This window comes from Chryseobacterium daecheongense, assembly GCA_027920525.1.
Classification (GTDB): Bacteria; Bacteroidota; Bacteroidia; order Flavobacteriales; family Weeksellaceae; genus Chryseobacterium; species Chryseobacterium proteolyticum.
In genome coordinates, this window is the sequence record CP115858.1 from 2,703,072 (window position 1) to 2,722,798 (window position 19,727).

The 19,727-nt window shown below is 35.1% G+C and carries 23 protein-coding genes; 11 read left to right on the top strand and 12 right to left on the bottom strand.

Going from position 1 to position 19,727, the window contains the following annotated elements; genetic code table 11:
• The first annotated feature begins 37 nt into the window (after positions 1-37).
• The 6 genes from PFY10_11890 to trpS all read left to right on the top strand — a co-directional run bounded on the left by PFY10_11890 (position 38) and on the right by trpS (position 3,535).
• Positions 38-418 carry a TraR/DksA C4-type zinc finger protein gene (locus PFY10_11890; GenBank protein ID WBV54937.1) on the top strand — a complete coding sequence of 127 codons (381 nt, stop codon included), beginning with the start codon at positions 38-40 and terminating at the stop codon, positions 416-418.
• An 80-nt stretch (positions 419-498) separates the two neighbouring features.
• Positions 499-744 (top strand): rhomboid family protein, encoded by a 246-nt coding sequence (locus tag PFY10_11895; protein ID WBV54938.1) that lies wholly within the window; start codon positions 499-501, stop codon positions 742-744.
• Positions 745-762: 18 nt separating this feature from the next.
• On the top strand, positions 763-957 hold the full coding sequence (locus PFY10_11900) for a hypothetical protein (protein ID WBV54939.1): 195 nt from the start codon (positions 763-765) through the stop codon (positions 955-957).
• Entirely contained in the window at positions 957-1,595 is a 639-nt protein-coding gene (locus PFY10_11905) for a lipoprotein signal peptidase (protein ID WBV54940.1), read from the top strand. Before PFY10_11900 ends, PFY10_11905 begins: the two co-directional genes overlap by 1 nt.
• Positions 1,596-1,607: 12 nt before the next feature.
• Entirely contained in the window at positions 1,608-2,252 is a 645-nt protein-coding gene (locus tag PFY10_11910; protein WBV54941.1) for a YdcF family protein, read from the top strand.
• Between the two features lie 314 nt (positions 2,253-2,566).
• Positions 2,567-3,535 (top strand): tryptophan--tRNA ligase, encoded by a 969-nt coding sequence (gene trpS, locus PFY10_11915; protein ID WBV54942.1) that lies wholly within the window; start codon positions 2,567-2,569, stop codon positions 3,533-3,535.
• Positions 3,536-3,546: 11 nt separating this feature from the next.
• On the opposite strand, the gene PFY10_11920 is transcribed toward trpS, so the two are convergent.
• The 8 genes from PFY10_11920 to PFY10_11955 all read right to left on the bottom strand — a co-directional run bounded on the left by PFY10_11920 (position 3,547) and on the right by PFY10_11955 (position 11,049).
• Entirely contained in the window at positions 3,547-4,833 is a 1,287-nt protein-coding gene (locus tag PFY10_11920; protein WBV54943.1) for a HAMP domain-containing sensor histidine kinase, read from the bottom strand.
• Positions 4,830-5,501: a response regulator transcription factor gene (locus PFY10_11925; protein ID WBV54944.1), complete on the bottom strand. Its 672-nt coding sequence runs from the start codon at positions 5,499-5,501 to the stop codon at positions 4,830-4,832. Before PFY10_11925 ends, PFY10_11920 begins: the two co-directional genes overlap by 4 nt.
• Before the next feature lie 287 nt (positions 5,502-5,788).
• Positions 5,789-6,238, bottom strand: coding sequence for a PepSY-like domain-containing protein (locus PFY10_11930; GenBank protein WBV54945.1), 450 nt, complete (start codon positions 6,236-6,238; stop codon positions 5,789-5,791).
• An 83-nt stretch (positions 6,239-6,321) separates the two neighbouring features.
• The gene (locus PFY10_11935; GenBank protein WBV54946.1) at positions 6,322-7,017 is read right to left on the bottom strand and encodes a YjjG family noncanonical pyrimidine nucleotidase; all 696 of its coding nucleotides are present in this window, start codon (positions 7,015-7,017) and stop codon (positions 6,322-6,324) included.
• Between the two features lie 198 nt (positions 7,018-7,215).
• Positions 7,216-7,806, bottom strand: a complete 591-nt coding sequence (locus tag PFY10_11940; protein ID WBV54947.1) for a sigma-70 family RNA polymerase sigma factor — start codon at positions 7,804-7,806, stop codon at positions 7,216-7,218.
• Between the two features lie 200 nt (positions 7,807-8,006).
• Positions 8,007-8,495, bottom strand: a complete 489-nt coding sequence (locus tag PFY10_11945) for a hypothetical protein (protein ID WBV58939.1) — start codon at positions 8,493-8,495, stop codon at positions 8,007-8,009.
• 89 nt (positions 8,496-8,584) lie between these two features.
• Positions 8,585-9,865, bottom strand: a complete 1,281-nt coding sequence (gene metK / locus PFY10_11950; GenBank protein ID WBV54948.1) for a methionine adenosyltransferase — start codon at positions 9,863-9,865, stop codon at positions 8,585-8,587.
• Positions 9,866-10,098: 233 nt separating this feature from the next.
• A complete protein-coding gene (locus tag PFY10_11955; protein ID WBV54949.1) occupies positions 10,099-11,049 on the bottom strand; it encodes a LysR substrate-binding domain-containing protein in 951 nt (316 codons plus the stop codon).
• A gap of 118 nt (positions 11,050-11,167) precedes the next feature.
• Between PFY10_11955 and PFY10_11960 the strand changes: the two genes are divergently transcribed.
• From PFY10_11960 to PFY10_11980, 5 genes are all read left to right on the top strand, one after another.
• Positions 11,168-12,655, top strand: a complete 1,488-nt coding sequence (locus PFY10_11960) for a catalase (protein WBV54950.1) — start codon at positions 11,168-11,170, stop codon at positions 12,653-12,655.
• A 105-nt stretch (positions 12,656-12,760) separates the two neighbouring features.
• Positions 12,761-13,528 (top strand): enoyl-CoA hydratase-related protein, encoded by a 768-nt coding sequence (locus tag PFY10_11965; protein ID WBV54951.1) that lies wholly within the window; start codon positions 12,761-12,763, stop codon positions 13,526-13,528.
• 42 nt (positions 13,529-13,570) lie between these two features.
• Complete coding sequence (locus PFY10_11970; protein ID WBV54952.1) at positions 13,571-13,993, top strand: dCMP deaminase family protein; 423 nt, start codon at positions 13,571-13,573, stop codon at positions 13,991-13,993.
• Between the two features lie 5 nt (positions 13,994-13,998).
• Positions 13,999-14,910 (top strand): site-specific tyrosine recombinase XerD, encoded by a 912-nt coding sequence (gene xerD, locus PFY10_11975; GenBank protein WBV54953.1) that lies wholly within the window; start codon positions 13,999-14,001, stop codon positions 14,908-14,910.
• The gene (locus PFY10_11980; GenBank protein ID WBV54954.1) at positions 14,910-15,425 is read left to right on the top strand and encodes an NUDIX domain-containing protein; all 516 of its coding nucleotides are present in this window, start codon (positions 14,910-14,912) and stop codon (positions 15,423-15,425) included. The genes xerD and PFY10_11980 overlap by 1 nt, the downstream gene beginning before the upstream one ends.
• Before the next feature lie 74 nt (positions 15,426-15,499).
• On the opposite strand, the gene PFY10_11985 is transcribed toward PFY10_11980, so the two are convergent.
• The 4 genes from PFY10_11985 to PFY10_12000 form a co-directional block, all read right to left on the bottom strand.
• Complete coding sequence (locus tag PFY10_11985) at positions 15,500-15,958, bottom strand: heme-binding domain-containing protein (GenBank protein WBV54955.1); 459 nt, start codon at positions 15,956-15,958, stop codon at positions 15,500-15,502.
• Between the two features lie 7 nt (positions 15,959-15,965).
• Entirely contained in the window at positions 15,966-17,693 is a 1,728-nt protein-coding gene (locus tag PFY10_11990; GenBank protein ID WBV54956.1) for an Ig-like domain-containing protein, read from the bottom strand.
• A gap of 25 nt (positions 17,694-17,718) precedes the next feature.
• Positions 17,719-18,981, bottom strand: coding sequence for a serine hydrolase (locus PFY10_11995; protein WBV54957.1), 1,263 nt, complete (start codon positions 18,979-18,981; stop codon positions 17,719-17,721).
• Between the two features lie 215 nt (positions 18,982-19,196).
• Positions 19,197-19,607: a hypothetical protein gene (locus PFY10_12000; GenBank protein WBV54958.1), complete on the bottom strand. Its 411-nt coding sequence runs from the start codon at positions 19,605-19,607 to the stop codon at positions 19,197-19,199.
• Positions 19,608-19,727 lie beyond the last annotated feature (120 nt).

Genomic DNA, 19,727 nt, shown 5'->3' on the forward strand with positions numbered 1-19,727 from the left:
TTCCATTTCATAATTTTATTAAAAAAGAGAAAAGAACATGTCAGACGAAAGAGTAAGATATAATGATTCTGATTTACAAGAGTTTAAAGCGATCATTAAAGAAAAAATAGAAAAAGCAGAAAAAGATTTACAACTGATAAGAGAAAGCTTTATCAATGACCAGAATAATGGGACTGATGACACATCGCCTACATTCAAAGCGTTTGAAGAAGGAGCTGAAACTCTTAGTAAGGAACAAAACTCGATCTTAGCAGGAAGACAGGAAAAATTTGTTCGTGATCTTAAGAACGCTTTAATCAGAATAGAAAATAAAACGTATGGTGTTTGCAGAGTAACAGGGAAACTGATTCCAAAAGAAAGATTATTGGCAGTTCCTCATGCTACCTTAAGCATCGAAGCGAAAAATATGCAGAAATAACCGTAAGGTTTGTAAAATAAATTTGGGTTTATATTGTATTAGCAGTAATACTTTATAAACCTAATTTTTAATTTATATCCATGAGCGAATATTTAATTTTAGGGTTGATCCTTATTGTGGTTTTATGGTTTTTCAACAGGGAAAGGATTAAAAACAAATTCTTTCCTGATCAGCACAAAAACTATACAATCGATGATCAGTTTAATTCCGATAAACGCGAAAGGGAAAAAGAAATTGACAAACTTTTAGGTAAGATGGGCAAAAACGGCATCAATGATCTTTCTCCAAAAGACAGAAAAAGACTTGACGAATTATCTAAGAAGTAAAAATCTAAATCCAGAACAATGGAATCTATAATAGTACATCCCAAAAATCCTATGGAGCTGAGTGCACTGAAAAGTGTTCTGAAGGAAATGAACATTAAATTTGAAAAGGCTCATGTTAAAAGTTCATTTAACGGACAAAAAGTGATCAAGAAAGCAAGCGATAATAAAAATGTAAAACCAGCTGCAAAATCCTCAAAACCTAAAGGACAGTAATGAAAAAGATATTAGCTATTACATTTTTGGTATTGTTAATCGACCAGGCTTCAAAAATATATATAAAAACTCATTTCAACCTTGATGATAGCGTTTCCGTTCTTCCGGGTTTCAAGCTTACTTTCGTAGAGAATCCAGGAATGGCTTATGGGCTTCACTTTGGAGGTGTTATAGGTAAATATTTTTTAGTTATTCTAAGAATATTCCTGATCGGAGGGATGATTTATATGTTCAAAAAATGGCTTCAGCAGGGAGCTTCCAATTATCTTATCATTCCAATGGCTGTAATTTTTGCAGGAGCCATCGGTAATCTTATCGACGGAATGTTTTACGGGTTAATTTTCGATAGCGGCACCGTTTATGATCCTAGCATCGACCGCTGGATCGGATACGGAGGTATTTCGAAAATAGCTTCTGCAGGACAGGGATATTCGTCTTTCATGAGAGGCTGTGTAGTGGATATGCTTCACTTCCCACTGGTAGACTGGAATGTACCGGAAAGCTTCCCTCTTATTGGTGGAAAGCACATTGAATTTTTCAAATATATCTTTAATGTCGCGGATTCTGCCATTACTGTAGGAGCCATATTATTATTGATTTTCAGAAAAAAGGCCTTTCCCAACGGACTGGAATTTTAGAAAATAATACAGATGAAAAAACTGATTAAAAATACTCTTAAAATTTTCCTGCTTCTTCTCGTAGCAGGAATTATTTTTATTGCCTTTGCCAACTATAATATCAAAAAACAAAGTGCCCCATACATTTCAGATAACTTATCAGTATTACCTTCGACCAAAACAGCAATCCTCCTTGGAACAAGTAAAACACTAAACAGCGGTATGCCTAATGCATACTTCTACAACAGAATACAATCCGCTATAGATCTCTATAAAAGTGGTAAGATACAATACATTATTGTAAGTGGAGATAACAGTACTGCGGACTATAATGAGCCTGAGGATATGCAGCTTGCTTTAATGAAATACGGAATTCCCCAGGATAAAATAATTCTGGATCACGCAGGTTTTAGAACACTAGATTCTGTAATCAGAGCTAAAGAGATTTTTGGACAAACCAGATTCATCATCATTTCCCAAAAGTTCCACAATGAAAGAGCCGTATTTTTAGCCCGTAAAAACGGAATCGAAGCCTATGGTTATAATGCAAATGATGTGAATAAATATGCGGGTTTAAAGACCAATCTAAGGGAGTATTTTGCTAAAACCAAAGTATACTGGGATCTTTTATTTGGGGTACAACCGAAATTCGGTGGGGAAAAGATTGTGATTCCATAGTTTTTGTGTCCCCAGATTTTGAGGATTGAGCATATTTTTATTTTAAATTAATTTTAACTTTGGACTAAAGCCCTATGGATGATCATTTTTTTTGAAAGCGGACTAAAGTCCGCTCCTATTGATCCTTCTTTTTTGTAAAAAATTCCCGAGATTTATCCAAAAATCTTTTAATCTTTTAATCTTTTAATCTTTTAATCTTTTAATCTTTTAATCTTTTAATCTTTTAATCTTTTAATCTTTTAATCTTTTAATTATTATTCCCGCCAAACCTCGTAAATTTGTGGTTCGTTAATTTTTATAAATAATAAAACAAAATGTCAAGAATTCTTACCGGCATTCAAGCCACCGGAACACCGCACCTTGGAAACTTATTGGGTGCTATTATTCCTGCTGTTGAACTATCGAAACAGGAAGGAAATGAATCATTTTTATTCATCGCTAATCTGCATTCATTAACTCAGATAAAGGATGCAAAAGAGCTGAAACAAAACACCTACGAGATTGCTGCGGCTTGGCTTGCTTGTGGGCTGGATACTGAAAAAACATTTTTTTACAGACAGAGTGATATCCCTGAAACCTGTGAACTATCTTGGCATTTATCATGTTTTTTTCCTTATCAGAGATTAACCCTGGCGCATTCATTTAAGGATAAAGCAGACAGGCTTCAGGATGTGAATGCCGGTCTTTTTACTTATCCTATTTTAATGGCTGCAGATATTTTATTGTACGATGCAGAAATAGTTCCAGTAGGAAAGGATCAGCTTCAGCATTTGGAAATTGCCCGGGATGTAGCCTCAAGGTTTAATAATCAGATGGGAGAGGTACTGGTACTTCCTCAGGCCGAACTTCAGGAAAATACAAAATATGTCCCTGGAACAGATGGTCGCAAAATGTCTAAATCCATGGGAAATATTATTAATATTTTCTTACCGGATAAAGAACTGAAAAAACAGGTGATGAGCATTGAGACAGATTCCAAATCATTGGAGGAGCCGAAAGATCCTGAAACCGACAAAGTATTTGCAATCTATCAATTGATTGCAACTCCTGAACAGACAGAGGAGCTAAGAGCAAAATATCTTGCAGGAAACTTCGGATACGGACATGCAAAAACAGAACTTTTAAACCTGATTACCACCCGTTTCCAGAAGGAAAGAGAAACATTTACGTACTATATGACCCACCTGGATGAATTGGAAGCAAAACTTCAGGAAGGCGCTGCAAAAACAAGAGTGATTGCAGTGGAAACCATTAAACGTGTAAGGGAAAGTCTAGGAGTTTAATATATAGGTAGCTAACTTTTATTCTTTGATAGAATGAAGCTATGCATTCCGTCTTCAAAATCATAAACAATATCCCATCCGGGATATTGTTTTATTATGGTTTTAATGATAGAAAGTCCCAATCCGGTAGAGCTGCTATCCGTGCCTTGCTTATAAAACCTGTTGAAGATTTTCTTTCCATCCAGAGGATTCATTGATCCGGTATTCTGAAAAATCATCCTGTCCTTTTCGGTAATAATATTTAAAATCCCATTTTGATGGTTATACCTGACTGCATTTTTAAGTAAGTTGGAAAGTAAAATATTGGCTAAGTCAGGGCTGAAGATAGTTTCAAATATTTCTTTGTCCAACAGGTTTACTTTAATCTCTTTGTATTCTATAAAATCTTCATAGCTACTGACCAGATCTTTAATCATCGCAGTAAAATTTACATGGGACAACGTACTGAACTGATTGTTCTCAATTTTAGACAGCATAAGCAGCGATTTATTCAGGCTTGCCATCCTTCCCATATCATTTTTGATGTCAGTAAAGAAATTCATATCCTTTTCATCAAACTGATCATTCTGTATTGCCAGATCTATTTTATTGATTGCAATTGCCAAAGGTGTTTGCAATTCGTGAGATGCATTTTCAATAAACTGTTTTTGTTGATTAAAGGCGAGCTCGTTACGATCAATCATTTCGTTGATCTCTCTATCCAGCTCTTCAAACTCTTTGATGGAATAGTTTGGAGACTCTTTATCAGAAGAAATCCCAAACTGATATTTTCTGAGCTTATCCAGAATACGGTAAAAAGGCTTCATCGCTTTGTGAAGTAAAAATCCGTTGATCCCGATAATGCTTATTACCAATAACAGATACAAAACAATCAGAGCTGTTGTAAGGTCATATACCAGCTCATCTTCTTCTACCGTGGACGTTCGGATAGTCAATTTCTGATACTTTCCAAACTGGTCTATAAAATCTGTCTCAAGAACTCTGTAAGGCTGCTCTTCATCATCGTATTCCATGTAATACATCTTATTAAAAAGCTTGTTCTTTTCCTGATGCTCTGCTGCAGAAATAGGATTGATCTTAAATTCATTAAAACCAAACTCATTATTCTTTAACAAGTGCTCATCCAGATATACTGCCTTAATAATCTGTATTTTTCTGTTTTTCAATCCATCATCCACATTATCATACACTTCGTCCAGAATATAGGCGTAAAATAATGCCGCCCACACTGCAATGATCAATAGCAGAATGGTTATCAGGTATTTTATGGTATAATATTTCAGAGAAACTTTCATCATACAAATTTATATCCTATTCCGTAAACCGCCTGAAAATCAGCTTCAGCGCCTAACGCTTTGAGCTTTTTACGAAGGTTTTTTATCTGTGAATAAATAAAATCCAGGCTATCCGCCTGATCAATATAATCGCCCCAGATTGCTTCTGCAAGCATTGTTTTTTGTAATGTTTTTTCAGGATGTATCACGAAATAATACAAAAGATCATACTCCTTACGGTTAAGGATCAATTCTTCATTACCTATCTTTACTTTTCTGTTGTCAGGATCCACAAAGATGTTTTTATAAGTGATTATATTCTCTCCATCCTGATTTTTCCTTCTGATGACCGATTTAATCCGGGCCATCAATTCTGCCAGGTGAAAAGGCTTGGCAAGGTAATCATCTGCCCCTATTTCCAATCCGCTTACTTTATCGTCGACAGAATCTTTTGCAGAAAGGATGATTACAGGATCTTTTTTGTGCATACTTTTAATTTCTTTAAGAAGATCCATCCCACTTCCGTCTGGCAGCATAATATCCAGGAGAATACAGTCATATTCATATGAAATGATTTTATCCAAACCTGAACTATAGTCAGAAGCGGACTCTACTATAAAGTGCTGTGCTTCAAGAAAGCTTTGCACAGTATTTCTTAATTCCGCCTCATCTTCAACAAGTAAAATTTTCATAGTAAGTATTATTCTGACTTTCTGATCAAATATATAAAATTATAACCTCCTGTTCCCGGGAGGCTATAATTTATCAAGATTAAAAATTATTTGTGATAGAACTACCATCCACATGAAAACTAAGCGTTTGCCCATTCAGCACATGGATTTTGTATTTATTCTTTATATCTTTTACCGATTCAATGATCATACATGGATGGTATATAGTAAGAAAAGTAAGTATATTTCTTCGGCTTTCTTTGTTGATTATATTCCAATTTACCATAACATAAAAATTTAATATAGTATTAGTCATCAATCTTACTAAAATTCCCATTTTTGTCGAATTTCAGGTCAACGCCATTGGATAGTTCAGCTTTATAAGACCATCTTTCTTTTTCAATTTTTATAATCGAAGTGTTTGGAAAGCTTTTAACCACATAATTTCTTATACCTGCAGGAATAAAGCCATACGGGAGCTTCTGATGCTTACCATCCACTTCCTTCCAGTTTCCCTGGCTGTCAAACTCTATTTTCACACCGTTGGAAAGGTATACTTTGTATTCGTCTACTCCATATATTTCACGGTCCTCTATAACGGAACCTACTGCAATACCTTTAAAATTTCCTGCCAGAAACTTCTTTGCAGTAACAGGTAATTGATTGGGACTGATTGCTCTATCCTGTGCAAATATGAAACCTGCTGATAAAACTAAGATAAAGGTTAGTAAGCTGGTGATTTTCTTTAAACTTTTCATAATATAAAATTTTATTCATTTATTATGAAGCAAAATTCTATATTAATTTAGGAAAGAATTAGGAAAAATGTAAGCAGCAAATTTTAAAGATATTCTTTGATTTGAAGAAGATGCTTAATGGTCTTTACATTTTCTTCTGTCCGGTTTTCGTTCAGGACATCAAAGAAAATAACATCCATTCCAAAATTCATGGCTCCTACCGCATCTGCAATCCAATCATCCCCTATCAAGATACTTTCTTCCTTATTCGCGTGTGCACGACCTAAAGAATACTCAAAAATTTCAGGATTAGGTTTCCTCACCCCCACTGCATCAGCACTGGTGATCGTATTAAAATAATGATCAATCCCTGAAAGTATACATTTTCTTTCCGTGACTTCCTTAAAGCCATTGGAAATAATGTGCATTGTATATTCTTTTGATTTTAGATAATCAAGAACATACAAAGCTCCCTCTACCAGTTCATTGTGATTAAGAATTTTATCCAGAAAGTGTTCTTCAAAATAATCTGACAACTGCTCATCTTCAACTCCAAAATGTTTAAAAGTATTAAGAAAACGGTGTTTTCTTAAATATTCTTTACCTATTATGCCGTCTCTGATTTTTTCCCATAAGCTCTCATTGATTTCATGATACACTTCATGAAATTCCTCGAAATCTATATTGTATTTGAGTGTTATTTCCTGCTTTTCGAAAAGATCCCTGATGGTAAGGTAAGCGTTCTTGCGATGATCCCAAAGCGTATTGTCCAGGTCAAAAAAAATGTGCTGAATTTTCATACAGCACAAAATTAATACTTTAATTTTTAGAGATCGAATAATTTTTATCTTTGATTTTTACTATTCCAAGATTTTTTGAAAAGTTGAGTAGAAAATCAACAGTTTGTTTTTTTGGTTTCAAAGTTTTCACTTTTAAGGAATCATTTTTTTTCATAGGCGAAACATGTTTATCCTTAAAACGGGAATTTTTTATAATTATTATCTGGTAAGGATAATATTATTCTCTTCCATGATTTTTCTCAGGTTGATCAGCGCATACCTTACACGTCCCAATGTAGTGTTAATGCTCATTTCCGTGTGATCTGCAATCTCTTTAAAGCTCAACCCATCAAAAAATCTTAACTTAATAACCTCTTGCTGATTCTGAGGCAGGTATTGCAGCATTCGCAATAAATCTTCCTGAATCTGATTAGTCACTAATTGATCTTCAATATTTTCTGAAGGCTCTCTGATTAAATCGAAAATAGAATATTCGTCAGTTTCAAAAGTTGTTTCCGAAACCTTGATATTTTTCGATTTCAATCTGAAATGGTCAATAATAAGATTATAGGCAATTCTTTTAGCCCAAAGAATAAATTTTCCTTCTTCGTTATAACGTCCTTCTTTCAACATCACGATGATTTTCATGAATGTATCCTGGAAAACATCATTAGCTAGGTCTTCATCATTAATTTTGTAAAAAATGAATGTAAACAATTCTCTCTGATGACGATGAATAAGAGTTGATAAAGCTCCTTCGTCTCCTTTTTGGTAAAGGGAAATTAATACGCAATCCGATTTTGATTTCATGACTTTCTTCTCAATATAATATATATTTGCCGACAGTTTTTCTTCCAGATATTTTATCTGGTTTTAGCTGTAAATACAAAACAGTTTTTCAGAGTAAAGTCCAATCAATAAGCAGTTCGTTTATTTATGGATGTAAATATAATAAAATTTTAATAACTGTTAACCTATTATTAATATTTAGAAAAAATTTTTAAAAAAAATCACTTAAACATATCATGAATGAAGACAGTTGGGATATTTAATGTAAAATTTACATTCACTCCTTTTAGCTGTTTTCCGTTCAATTCAGCGTCTCCAAAGGGAAAAGCATACCCTGCAGTCAAATCCAGCAGCCCGAATAAAGTAACCCCTACTTTGGGTGCAATATATTTATTGGTCCCTTCAACTCCTGCTAAAAAATAATAAGAGTGATAAAAATCTACATTTTTTTCAAAATTAAGCAAGACATCTGCCTGAATTTTGGGCATGATGGCAAATTTAGAATTAGTGGAACCCATTAATGCGGAAGCTCCTAATCTGTAAATAACATCGTCATTCTTAAGGAAAAGTAATTTTCCACCCAATTCTCCGAAGCTTTGGTTTTGATATGTATATCCAACACTAATCATTTTGTGCATGGTATATTGTGCACTTGCGTAGGTGGATAAAAAAAATACGGATACAACCGTTATTACCCATCGGAAATTCATCATCTTTTTATTTATTTAAGGTGTAAAATTAAAAAAAAACTGCCTTATCTTGTTAAAGATAAAGCAGTATAAATATCTCAAAGAAAAAATTAAATACCAAATGCTGTTTTAATCTCTTCTACTTTGTCTAATTTCTCCCAGGTGAAGAATTCCAGGTCTTTAAGCGTAAGCTCATTTTTATGACCTTTATTAAACGTTTTATCAGCAATGTAGTGTTCTTTACCCATATGCCCGTAAGAAGCTGTTTCCTGATAAATAGGGTTTCTTAATTTCAGATTTTCTTCAATTGCGTAAGGTCTCAGATCGAAAATTGCAGAAACTTTCTTCGCAATTTCCCCATCATGAAGATCTACTTTTGAAGTCCCATATGTGTTGATATACAGACCACAAGGCTCAGCAACACCAATTGCATAAGAAACCTGCACCAATACTTCATCTGCAACACCTGCAGCTACAAGGTTTTTAGCAATATGCCTTGTTGCGTAAGCAGCACTTCTGTCTACTTTTGAAGGGTCTTTTCCGGAAAATGCCCCACCTCCGTGAGCTCCTTTTCCACCGTATGTATCCACAATGATCTTTCTACCTGTAAGACCGGTATCACCATGAGGACCACCGATTACAAATTTCCCGGTAGGATTGATGTGATATTTGATCTGATCGTTGAATAAAGCTTTGATTTCCTCCGGCTGTTGAGCCACTACTCTTGGGATCAGGATATTTTTGATATCCTCACGGATCTTGTTCAACATTTCTTCTTCGGATCCAAAGTCATCATGTTGAGTAGATACTACGATAGAATCAATTCTTACCGGTTTATGATCGTCAGAATATTCAATAGTAACCTGGCTTTTCGCATCAGGACGTAAATAAGTAATTTCTTTATTTTCTCTTCTTACTGCAGAAAGCTCTTTTAGAATAGTATGTGCAAGGTCAAGTGCCAAAGGCATATAATTAGCGGTCTCATTAGTAGCATAACCAAACATCATTCCCTGGTCTCCTGCACCTTGTGCATTAGCCTTGCTTTCAAAAGTCCCATCTGCTACTTTTCTATCAACCCCCTGATTGATATCCGGTGATTGCTCATGGATCGCAGAGATTACCCCGCAAGAGTCTCCATTGAACATATACTCTCCTTTTGTATAACCTATTCCATTGATTACCTCTCTGGCAATGGTCTGAACATCAAGATAAGCATCCGACTTAACCTCTCCTGCCAATACTACCTGTCCGGTAGTAACAAGTGTTTCACACGCTACTTTTGAGGATTTATCGTATGCTAGAAAATGATCAATCAAAGCGTCAGAAATCTGATCCGCAATTTTATCAGGATGCCCTTCTGAAACGGATTCAGATGTAAATAAATAAGACATATTATTCTTTGTTTTATTAAATTAAAAATATGAGGAATAACGTGAATAATTGCATGGAAAGCTCAAAAAGAATACTGTTTTAGCTTTTTTTTATAGAGGTTGCAATCAGGTCAAATTTTTCCTCGTTTGTAAACAGGGGCAAAGTTAAGGACTATTTTTCAATAGCCAAAACTTTTAAGAAATAATTATAAATTTCTTGAAACAAGCGATTTATCCCGATTGAGTATAAAAAACTATTGTGGTTTTATGCTTACGAAATCTTTTGGACTTTCATTATAATTAAGTCTTTCTTTTAAAGAAGACTGGATTGAAGAAGACAATTCGTCAATAATCTTTTGTTTGAAAGTCGGTTTGTAATAAATGATGCTTATTTCCCTGTAAGGGAAAGGCTTCTTAAATCTGAAAACTTTACCTTTCTGTTCTTCAGAAAGCTGGCTTAAAGCCAATTCCGGCAGAATACTTATTCCTCCTACCTTATCAACCATATGAACCAGCGTCTGGATGTTGGAAGCAAGGAAGTCAAGATTTTTTGGCTTGAGTGTATTTTCTTTCAGATGACAAATGTTTTCAAACTGATTTCTCAAACAGTTCCCTTCTTCCAGAAGCCATACTTTTTCAACATTAAGCTCCTCAGGAATAATATAGGAATTCTTTTTATTAGCTTGTGTATCGGAACTGTAGATCATCAGCTCTTCATTGAACAGAAAATCCTGATAGAATTCATCCGCCGTATCATACGGAGTCGAAATAATTCCAGCATCCAGTTCCCCAGCCTTTAAAGCTTTGATAATACTGTCTGTTGTCATTTCCTTCACGTTCATCTGAATTTTCGGATTCTCATCAAGGAATTTGAAAATTTCTGTAGGTAAAATAAAGGAAGATACTGTAGGAATAATTCCCAGGTTAATTGTTCCTCCTAAAATGTTATTAAGCAGGTTTGCTTTATTTCTCAGCTCATTGACAGATTCTATAATCACCTTCGCCTGATCAATAATCTGAAGCCCTACATCAGTGGTACGGATCGGGTGCGTAGTCCTGTCGAACACCTTTACATCCAGTTCATCCTCAAATTTCTGTATCATCGCACTTAGTGTAGGCTGCGTAATGAAGCATGCTTGAGCTGCTTTCCCAAAATGTTTGTACTTATCTACAGCGATAAGATACTCCAATTGCTGAATGTTCATCTGATTAATATTATCTATTACAAAGATATGATGTTTTTGCTATAAGCAATTAAAAATTCAAGTAAATTTGATAATTCTTACATCCAAAAACACAACAAATAAATCAAATCTTAACTATATGGATTCTAAAAAATTAACATTAAGCAGCGGTGCTCCGTACTTTGAGCATCAGGATTCTCAGACGGTAGGTCCCAGAGGTCCTGTCCTATTGCAGGACTTTATTCTTCAGGAAAACCTTGCCCATTTCGTAAGAGAAAGAATTCCCGAAAGAATTGTTCATGCAAAAGGAAGCGGCGCTTATGGAACATTCACCGTAACACACGATATTAGTAAATATACCAAAGCAAAATTATTTTCGAAGGTGGGAAACTCCTGCAGAATGTTTGCAAGGTTTTCTACCGTAGGTGGTGAGAAAGGAAGCGCGGATACCGCAAGAGACCCGAGAGGTTTTGCATTAAAATTTTACACTGAAGATGGAAACTGGGATCTTGTAGGTAATAATACTCCTGTGTTTTTTATTAAAGATGCCAAAAAATTCCCTGATTTTATTCATACTCAAAAAAGAGTGCCGAAAACAAATTTAAAGAGTGCCACAATGATGTGGGATTTTTGGAGCCTGAATCCTGAATCCCTTCACCAGGTTCTGATCTTAATGTCCGACAGAGGTACGCCTCATGGTTACAGGCATATGCACGGATTCGGATCCCATACCTTCTCTATGATTAATGCAAACAATGAAAGAGTTTGGGTAAAATTCCATTTCAAAACAAAACAGGGAATTAAAAACTTCAACAATGAGGAAGCCGTAAAGATGGCTGGTGAAAATCCAGACTTTGCGCAGGAAGATCTTTGTAATGCTATAGAAAATGGTGATTTCCCGAAATGGACCTTATACATCCAGGTAATGACTGAAGAGCAGGCAAAAGATTTCAGATGGAATCCTTTTGATGTAACCAAGGTTTGGTTCCAGAATGACTTCCCTCTAATTGAGGTTGGAGAAATGGAACTGAATGAAGTACCTGTTAATTATTTTGCACATGTAGAACAATCCACATTTTCCCCTAGCAATCTGATCAATGGAATTAGTTTTTCTCCGGATAAAATGCTTCAGGGAAGATTATTCTCATATCCCGATGCTCACAGATACAGAGTAGGAGTAAATGCTCATCAGCTGGAAGTGAACCGTTGCCCTTTTGCTACCAACAATTACCAGAGAGATGGTTTTATGGCTGACTCCAGTGAATATGCTGATAAGCCTAACTACCATCCTAACAGCTTTGATGACATCAAGCCGGATCCTTCTTATAAAGGTTATGATTATGAACTTGATAGCGCTCATGTAGCTTTCTACAACAGAAATGAAAATGATGATGATCATTATACACAACCCGGGCTGCTTTATACAAAAGCAATGAATACTGAAGACCGGGAACGCCTTGTCCATAATATTGTGGGAAGCATGAAGGGGATTGACGGACCAAAGAGAGATGAAATCATAAATCGTCAGCTGTGTCATTTTTTCAGAGCGAATATTGAACTTGGCATGAAAGTAGCATCACAGCTAAATATCAATATCGATAGCAATATGATGAATCACATCAAATAAGCAAACAAAATAATATTTCAACAAAAAAGGAAAAAATATCAACTTTTTTTCCTTTTTTTTGTAAAAAAATGATAATTTGCAAGGGTTAGTATTTAAAGTGGAAAAATGAGTTACGAAAATATATTATTAAAAAAAGAAGATAAATTAGCTATTATTACAATAAACAGACCTGAAAGTCTCAATGCACTAAACGCTAAAACCATCCAGGAAATAAGTTCAGCTTTAGACGACCTGGATTTGGACAAGTCTTGCAGGGTGATTATTCTTACAGGAAGTGGTGAGAAATCTTTCGTTGCAGGAGCAGACATCAAAGAATTCAGTGATTTCGGACAGGAAAAGGCTGAAGAATTGGCAAAAAACGGTCAAAATTCTCTTTTTAATAAAATAGAAAATCTCTCTAAACCAGTCATTGCAGCAGTCAATGGCTTTGCTTTAGGTGGAGGTTTAGAGCTTGCTATGGCATGCCATATCAGATATGCTTCGGAAAATGCTAAATTAGGACTTCCGGAAGTAACCTTAGGACTGATTCCTGGTTACGGAGGAACGCAAAGGCTTCCTAAGCTTGTCGGAAAAGGTATTGCCAACGAAATGATCTTCTCAGCTAAAATGATTCCCGCTCAAAGAGCCAAAGAAATCGGATTGGTGAACGAAGTATATCCTATTGAAGACTTATTAACCAAAACAAAGGAACTAGCAAACGTTATTGCCTTCAATTCACCCATGGCAATTTCCAAGGCTATTCATGCAGTGAATTTATCGGATACGGATAAAGGCTTTGATACTGAGATTAAGTATTTTGGCGAGCTTTTTGAACTAGCTGATAAACAAGAGGGAGTAAGTGCTTTTCTGGAAAAAAGAAAACCTAACTTCTAAGATTATTTTTACAAATTATTTCGAAAAAAACAATGCTGCGGTATGAATAAGTTTGATAAAGCTTATCTAAAAATGGCTCAGGAATGGGCAAAACTTTCCTACTGTAAAAGAAAACAAGTAGGAGCTCTTATCGTAAAAGATAGGATGATTATTTCAGATGGTTATAACGGAACTCCTTCGGGATTCGAGAATTGTTGTGAAGATGCAGAGGGAAAAACACATTGGTACGTATTACATGCAGAAGCAAATGCTATATTAAAATTAGCTGCTTCTACCCAATCTGCAAAAGGAGCAACGCTGTATTTAACGCTTTCTCCATGTAAAGAGTGCAGCAAGCTAATTTTACAGGCTGGGATTGCAAGACTGGTATATATCAATGAGTATTCGGATGACGATGGGATATCATTCCTTAAAAACCATAATATTGAAATAGAACAAATTTCTGATTGTGAACTAAAAAAATAACACAAATGACTTGGGATGAAAAAATTAAAGATTTTGAAATCTTTCTTCGTTTCGAAAGAAATTTTTCAGAAAACACTCTAGACGCTTATGTTAGAGACATTAAAAAACTAAAGGAGTACGCTGAGGAAGACCTCGACAATATCGGACCGGATGTGATCGGATACGATAATTTACAGGAGTATATCTTCAATCTTTCCAAACAAAAATTCAGTGAGCGGTCGCAGGCCAGATGGATATCTTCTATCAAGGCTTTTTTCAAGTTCCTTCTGGAGGATGAAGCCCGTGAGGATAATCCGGCAGCATTGCTTGAAGGCCCTAAATTGGGATTATACCTTCCCGACACACTAAGCCTTATGGATATCAACAAGATTATCGGAGCCATTGAAGTGAACTCGGATCTGGGAAGAAGAAATCAGTGTATTGTAGAAGTACTTTATGGTTGTGGACTTCGGGTATCAGAACTTATTGATCTGAAAATTTCAAACATTAATTTTAAAGAAAATTACATTAAGGTGAACGGGAAGGGAAATAAAACCCGTTTCGTTCCTTTGGCTGATTACACCGCTGAATTATTGAACAGTTACATCAAAGAGGTGCGTTCTAAAAACAAGATCAACAAGAAATATGAAGATTCATTATTCCTGAACAGCAGAGGAACTTCCATGTCCAGAGTGATTGTATTTCTTATTATTAAAGAACTCACGGATAAAGCCGGTGTAAGTAAAAAAATATCCCCACATACCTTCAGACATTCATTTGCTACACATTTACTACAAAACGGAGCTGACTTAAGATATATTCAGGAAATGCTTGGTCATTCAAGCATTACGACAACTGAAATTTATACTCATTTAAAAACCGAAGAACTACGGGATGTCATTTTAAATTACCATCCCCGAAATATTAATATTGCTTAATGAAATTATTGAAATATTGTCCAAACTGTGGCAAAGAATCTCTACACTGGGATGGCGAAAAAAAATGGAGCTGCCCTCTATGCAATTTCACTTTATATAACAATGTAGCAGGAGCTGTGGCTGTTGTTATAAGATATGGTGATGAAATTTACCTGACAAGAAGAAACCGGGATCCTAAAAAAGGAAAGCTGGACCTAGCAGGTGGTTTTGTTGACCCGAAAGAAAGTGCAGAAGAAACCTGTAAAAGAGAACTTTTTGAAGAGCTACAGCTGAATATCGATATTTCAAATTTAAAATACCTTACCAGCCTACCTAATATCTATCAATATAAAGAGATCGACTACAATACGATCGATTTGTTTTATGAATACCGCGTGGATAAAAAATTCGAAGTTAACATTGAATTATCCGAAATATCGGAAGCACAGTGGATTCCACTAAAAGATATTAAACTGGAGGATATTGCTTTTGATTCTCAGAAAATATTTTTTAAGCAATATTTAAACAATCTATAATTACACAATTTAAAATATTGATAGCAGGGCCAAAGCTCTGCTATTATTATTTTACGACGCTACAAACCAGCGTATCAGTAAGTTTTTGATTTCAGCATTTCCTCGAAATAATTGATCAGCAGTTTTCGCTCTGCTTCGGATAAATTAGCCTCCTTATGATACACAATATATCCGGGCATCGGCATTGTCCTGCTTTGAAGTGTTGGAATAATACTGTTAAGCATACTTATCTTCAAATCTGAATTGTAAGTTTGCCAGATCGAAAAGTTCAGATGCTCTCTTCCATCATTAACATGGCTTTTTATAGACCATGATATAGGCGCTATATAAGAATACTTAGGATATACCGTTTCGTTGGAATGACAGTCATAGCAAGCTCCTTTTATAAGTTTAGTGATCTTTTCGGGTGTTTGTTTTGCATCTACAAAATTTACCTTATGATCAACGGGCATATTGGTCCTGTCTATAGGGATAAACTGAATGAGTGCAAAAACAACCAGGCTCCAGAATACAATCTTCTTTATCGTTTTCATACGTTCTCTATCTCACAGGTTGCAATACGGAATTACCGGACTTAAGTGCAGGATTATCCTTTTCAACAGGCTTTTCAACAACCGGTTTAGGAATATTTAATCCTTTTGTATCCAGCACTCTTGTATCCTTTAAATCCCATTCTTCATTGCTGTCCCATAAAGGTCTTACAACAACAGCTTTATAGAAAATATAAGAGTCTTCCGCAAACACGTCGTTCTGAAAGTCTGCTTCATCCCAATATTTATTATCATTGTTGTCAACCAGAACCCTTACAACATAATCTCCGGGTTTCAGAATATCGAATTTAACAGCGTCCCCCTTTGTATATTTCTGGTAAACCACTTTTTCAGATGTATCCAATAGCTGAAGCCAATAATTCGAAGCGGGGGCATTTTGGAGCTTGAATGCAAGGCTGCCGTAGTTCTCTACCTTATCTGCCTCAAAGTCAAACCGTTTTGATGTTGGGTTTTTATCATAGAATGACAGAACAGTTGTTTTAGGAACAACCAGCTGATATTTTTTTCCCGGAACAAAATCGGATTGAATCAGGATCTGATACGGATTGGTTTCGGAAATTTTTGCCGTGAAGTTCTGAGTCGTTAAACTATCACTTTTCAATACCCATTTATCCGTATTTATTTTATCAATGACGTAATTGGAAGTAATCCTGAAATCTGTTTTAGGAGGTAAAAGAGATCCGTCATTGTTGTCAAGGGTCATTCCGTTTTTCGCATTGTATTTATAAAAGACAGAAACCGTATCCTTTTTATTATCAGCATCATAACTAAACTTCAAATTTTCAGTAGTCGTCTGTCCTACATTGCTTTTCACCGCATCAAACCATATCTTTACAGAATCCGATTTAGGTCTGTGGGTTACTTTTATATCCTGAAGTTTATCATTAATAGAAAGAACCTTTACATTATCCGGCTTTCCTTCAAACGTCATTGTGATACCTCCCGGTGTTTCCTTCATCTCTACATACTTCAATGGTTTTCTCGATGGATATACTTTTAAGTTCAATCCCGAAATGGATTTTTCAAAGTCGATAGGCTCTTTCTGGAATCCTACTTTTTCTTTTCCGGGATCATACATGGAATTACCATTTTCATCTTCAAAGGCAATGATCTTGTATTTCCCCGGCGACAAATAATTAAGCTCATAATAGCCATCGTCATCTACCTTTGTGATATAGTAAGGTTTTTGTTTATAATTCATGGTATCCTGAACCTTGTATAAACCTACAACCATTTTATTTTCTGTGCTTGTTTCCTTTTTAAAGGATATTGCATCTCTTACATCACCACTGATATAAAGATCATCCAGTTTCTCACCCGTAGAAAAAGCAAAGTTGAAATAACGAAGTGTGTTAGACTCATTATTATCTACTATAGAATTTCCAAAATTAAAATTATAAGTGGTATTGGCCTGTAAGGTATCTTCCCACTGGATCAAAAGATATTTATTGGCAATATTCGAAGGTAAGATCCGCTTGATTTTTTTAATAGGCGGAGAGATAATTAAATTTTTGTTGATATCTTTCAGCGTTACATATTCATCAAAATCGATACGAAGTTCTTTAATATCTCTTCGAACATTTACTCTGGTTGTATCTATATTTGAGCTTAAAAACTTTGGAGCCAGCGTATCTTTAGGACCTCCTACCGGAGAACCTACTCTTGCACAGGACTGTACAAGAAAGCCAATAATGAATAGTAAAAAAAGTCTTTTCATGAATATGTTTAAGCAAAAGTAAACATTATTCTCCAAAAACTTCATGTCCATTTTTTAAAGAATCCTGATTATCGTTCATGACACTATGCAGTTTATCTTTTTGCACAGGAAAATCTTCAAATAATCCGGATAATGCCAATGCTGTATACACCCTGTTGGAATATTTGTTTCCAATGGCAACAATGGTCACCTTTGAATTTAACAAATGAGCAAAAACAGAATTCGTTCCATGCCACCATCCGTTGTGATAGGTAAGCTTCTCTCCGTTATCAAAAATCTTCATCCGGAAACCTAATCCGTAATTATTCATTCCGGCTTTTTCATTACTGTAAGGTGTAAAAACCATCTGCATAAGTTCCGGCTTTAAGAAATCCTTGGAAAACATTGCTTTTGAAAAATTAAAAAGATCCCTTGGAGTAGTATATACATTCTTGTCTCCGTAAATAAGGTCAAGTCTGTCCAAAGGATATAACTTACCTCGCCCGTAATAAAAGGACTGTGCAGCGGTAGGTATATCTTTTTCCTGGAAGATATAGGTATTTTTCATTTTAAGAGGATCAAATACCATTTCCTTCATCGCCTGAGGAAACGGAGTTTTTGTAATCTTCTCAATCAGCAATGCCAATAAAGCAAAATTTGTATTGCAATACATAAAACCAGTATCTGTGTCTCTTGCCAGTTCAGGTTTATATTTGATGATCATATTCAATACATCCTGATTGGTCATGAATGTTTTGGAAAGCTCAACGGGAACCGGTTGAATTTTAGTAATAAAATATTCGTATTTGGGCAGGCCGCTTCTCTGCGATAACAAGTTCTGAACGGTTACATTCGGATAAGGAAATCCCGGGAAATATTGTGTTAAATGATCAGACAATTTTATTTTTCCAGCCTCAATTAACTTCATCATCGCCATCGCCGTCATCGTCTTTGAAACAGAAGCAACATGAAGAGGTGTATTTTTATCAATAGGCATTTGATTCCCTTCTCTTCCAAAACCTCTGTAATTTTCATATAGAATGTCATCTCCTTTAGCAACAAGTATTCCACCACTTAAGTCACCGGCATCCCATACTTTTTTATAATACTGATCAATATATTGTACCAGAGAAGCTTTATTAGGCAATTGATCATCTGCTTTTGTAAAAACCTTGCTCAGGTCCACATTTCCGTAGTTGGGTAGGTTAGTAGTATTTTCTGCTACAGCTTCTTTAGTTTCGGATTTATTCTTACAGGAAAACAAAAATGCAAAAGCAGCTAAAAAAAGGACAAAATTATGCTTCTTCATGAGTATCAAAAATGAGCGGCAATTTAATAAAACTCAAAATAAATATTGACTCCTCAATACGAATTATGAATTATTTAACAGTATCGTTAAAAAAAATAAACTGCATTACACAGTTTATTCTTAATTGAGCCATTTTTAAAGTAAATAGTTTGTGTTCTTTGATATTTTTATCACGGGCAATATCACTGAAAAATGAGTAGCCCTTAACAATCTTATTATTCTTTCAGCACCTTAAAAGTACAGAATTTAACTCCTGTACCAGAAAGATTATCTATGATCACTTTATTTCCATCTGTCCCTTTAATAACTAATTTAGACACAACTCCTTCACTTGTCGTACAGTGAAAGGTGCCATCTCTAAATTCGTAAGTTCCGGAAAATGTTCCTTTAGGTGCAGAAGTTGAAAATGTCTGATCTTCATTAAACTGAATATACCAGCCCTTACCATCAGCTGGTAAAAATTGTTCTCCCAGCCTTGGTATCGAATACTCTTTAACAATCCACTTTCCCTGATAATTCGATTGTATCGCACTTGTTTCTTGATTTGATATGGTATCATTACTCTCAACAGTGCAAAAATTGAGAGAAAATAAGACTAATACCATCGGTAAAAATAACTTTTTCATAATTTGTATTTTGGTTAATTCGCTGTAATTATTAAACAAAATGACTCAATTCAATTAATAATTTAAGTTAGAATAGCATAATAAAAATAAATTATTTAAATTCAACTAACTGATTATCAG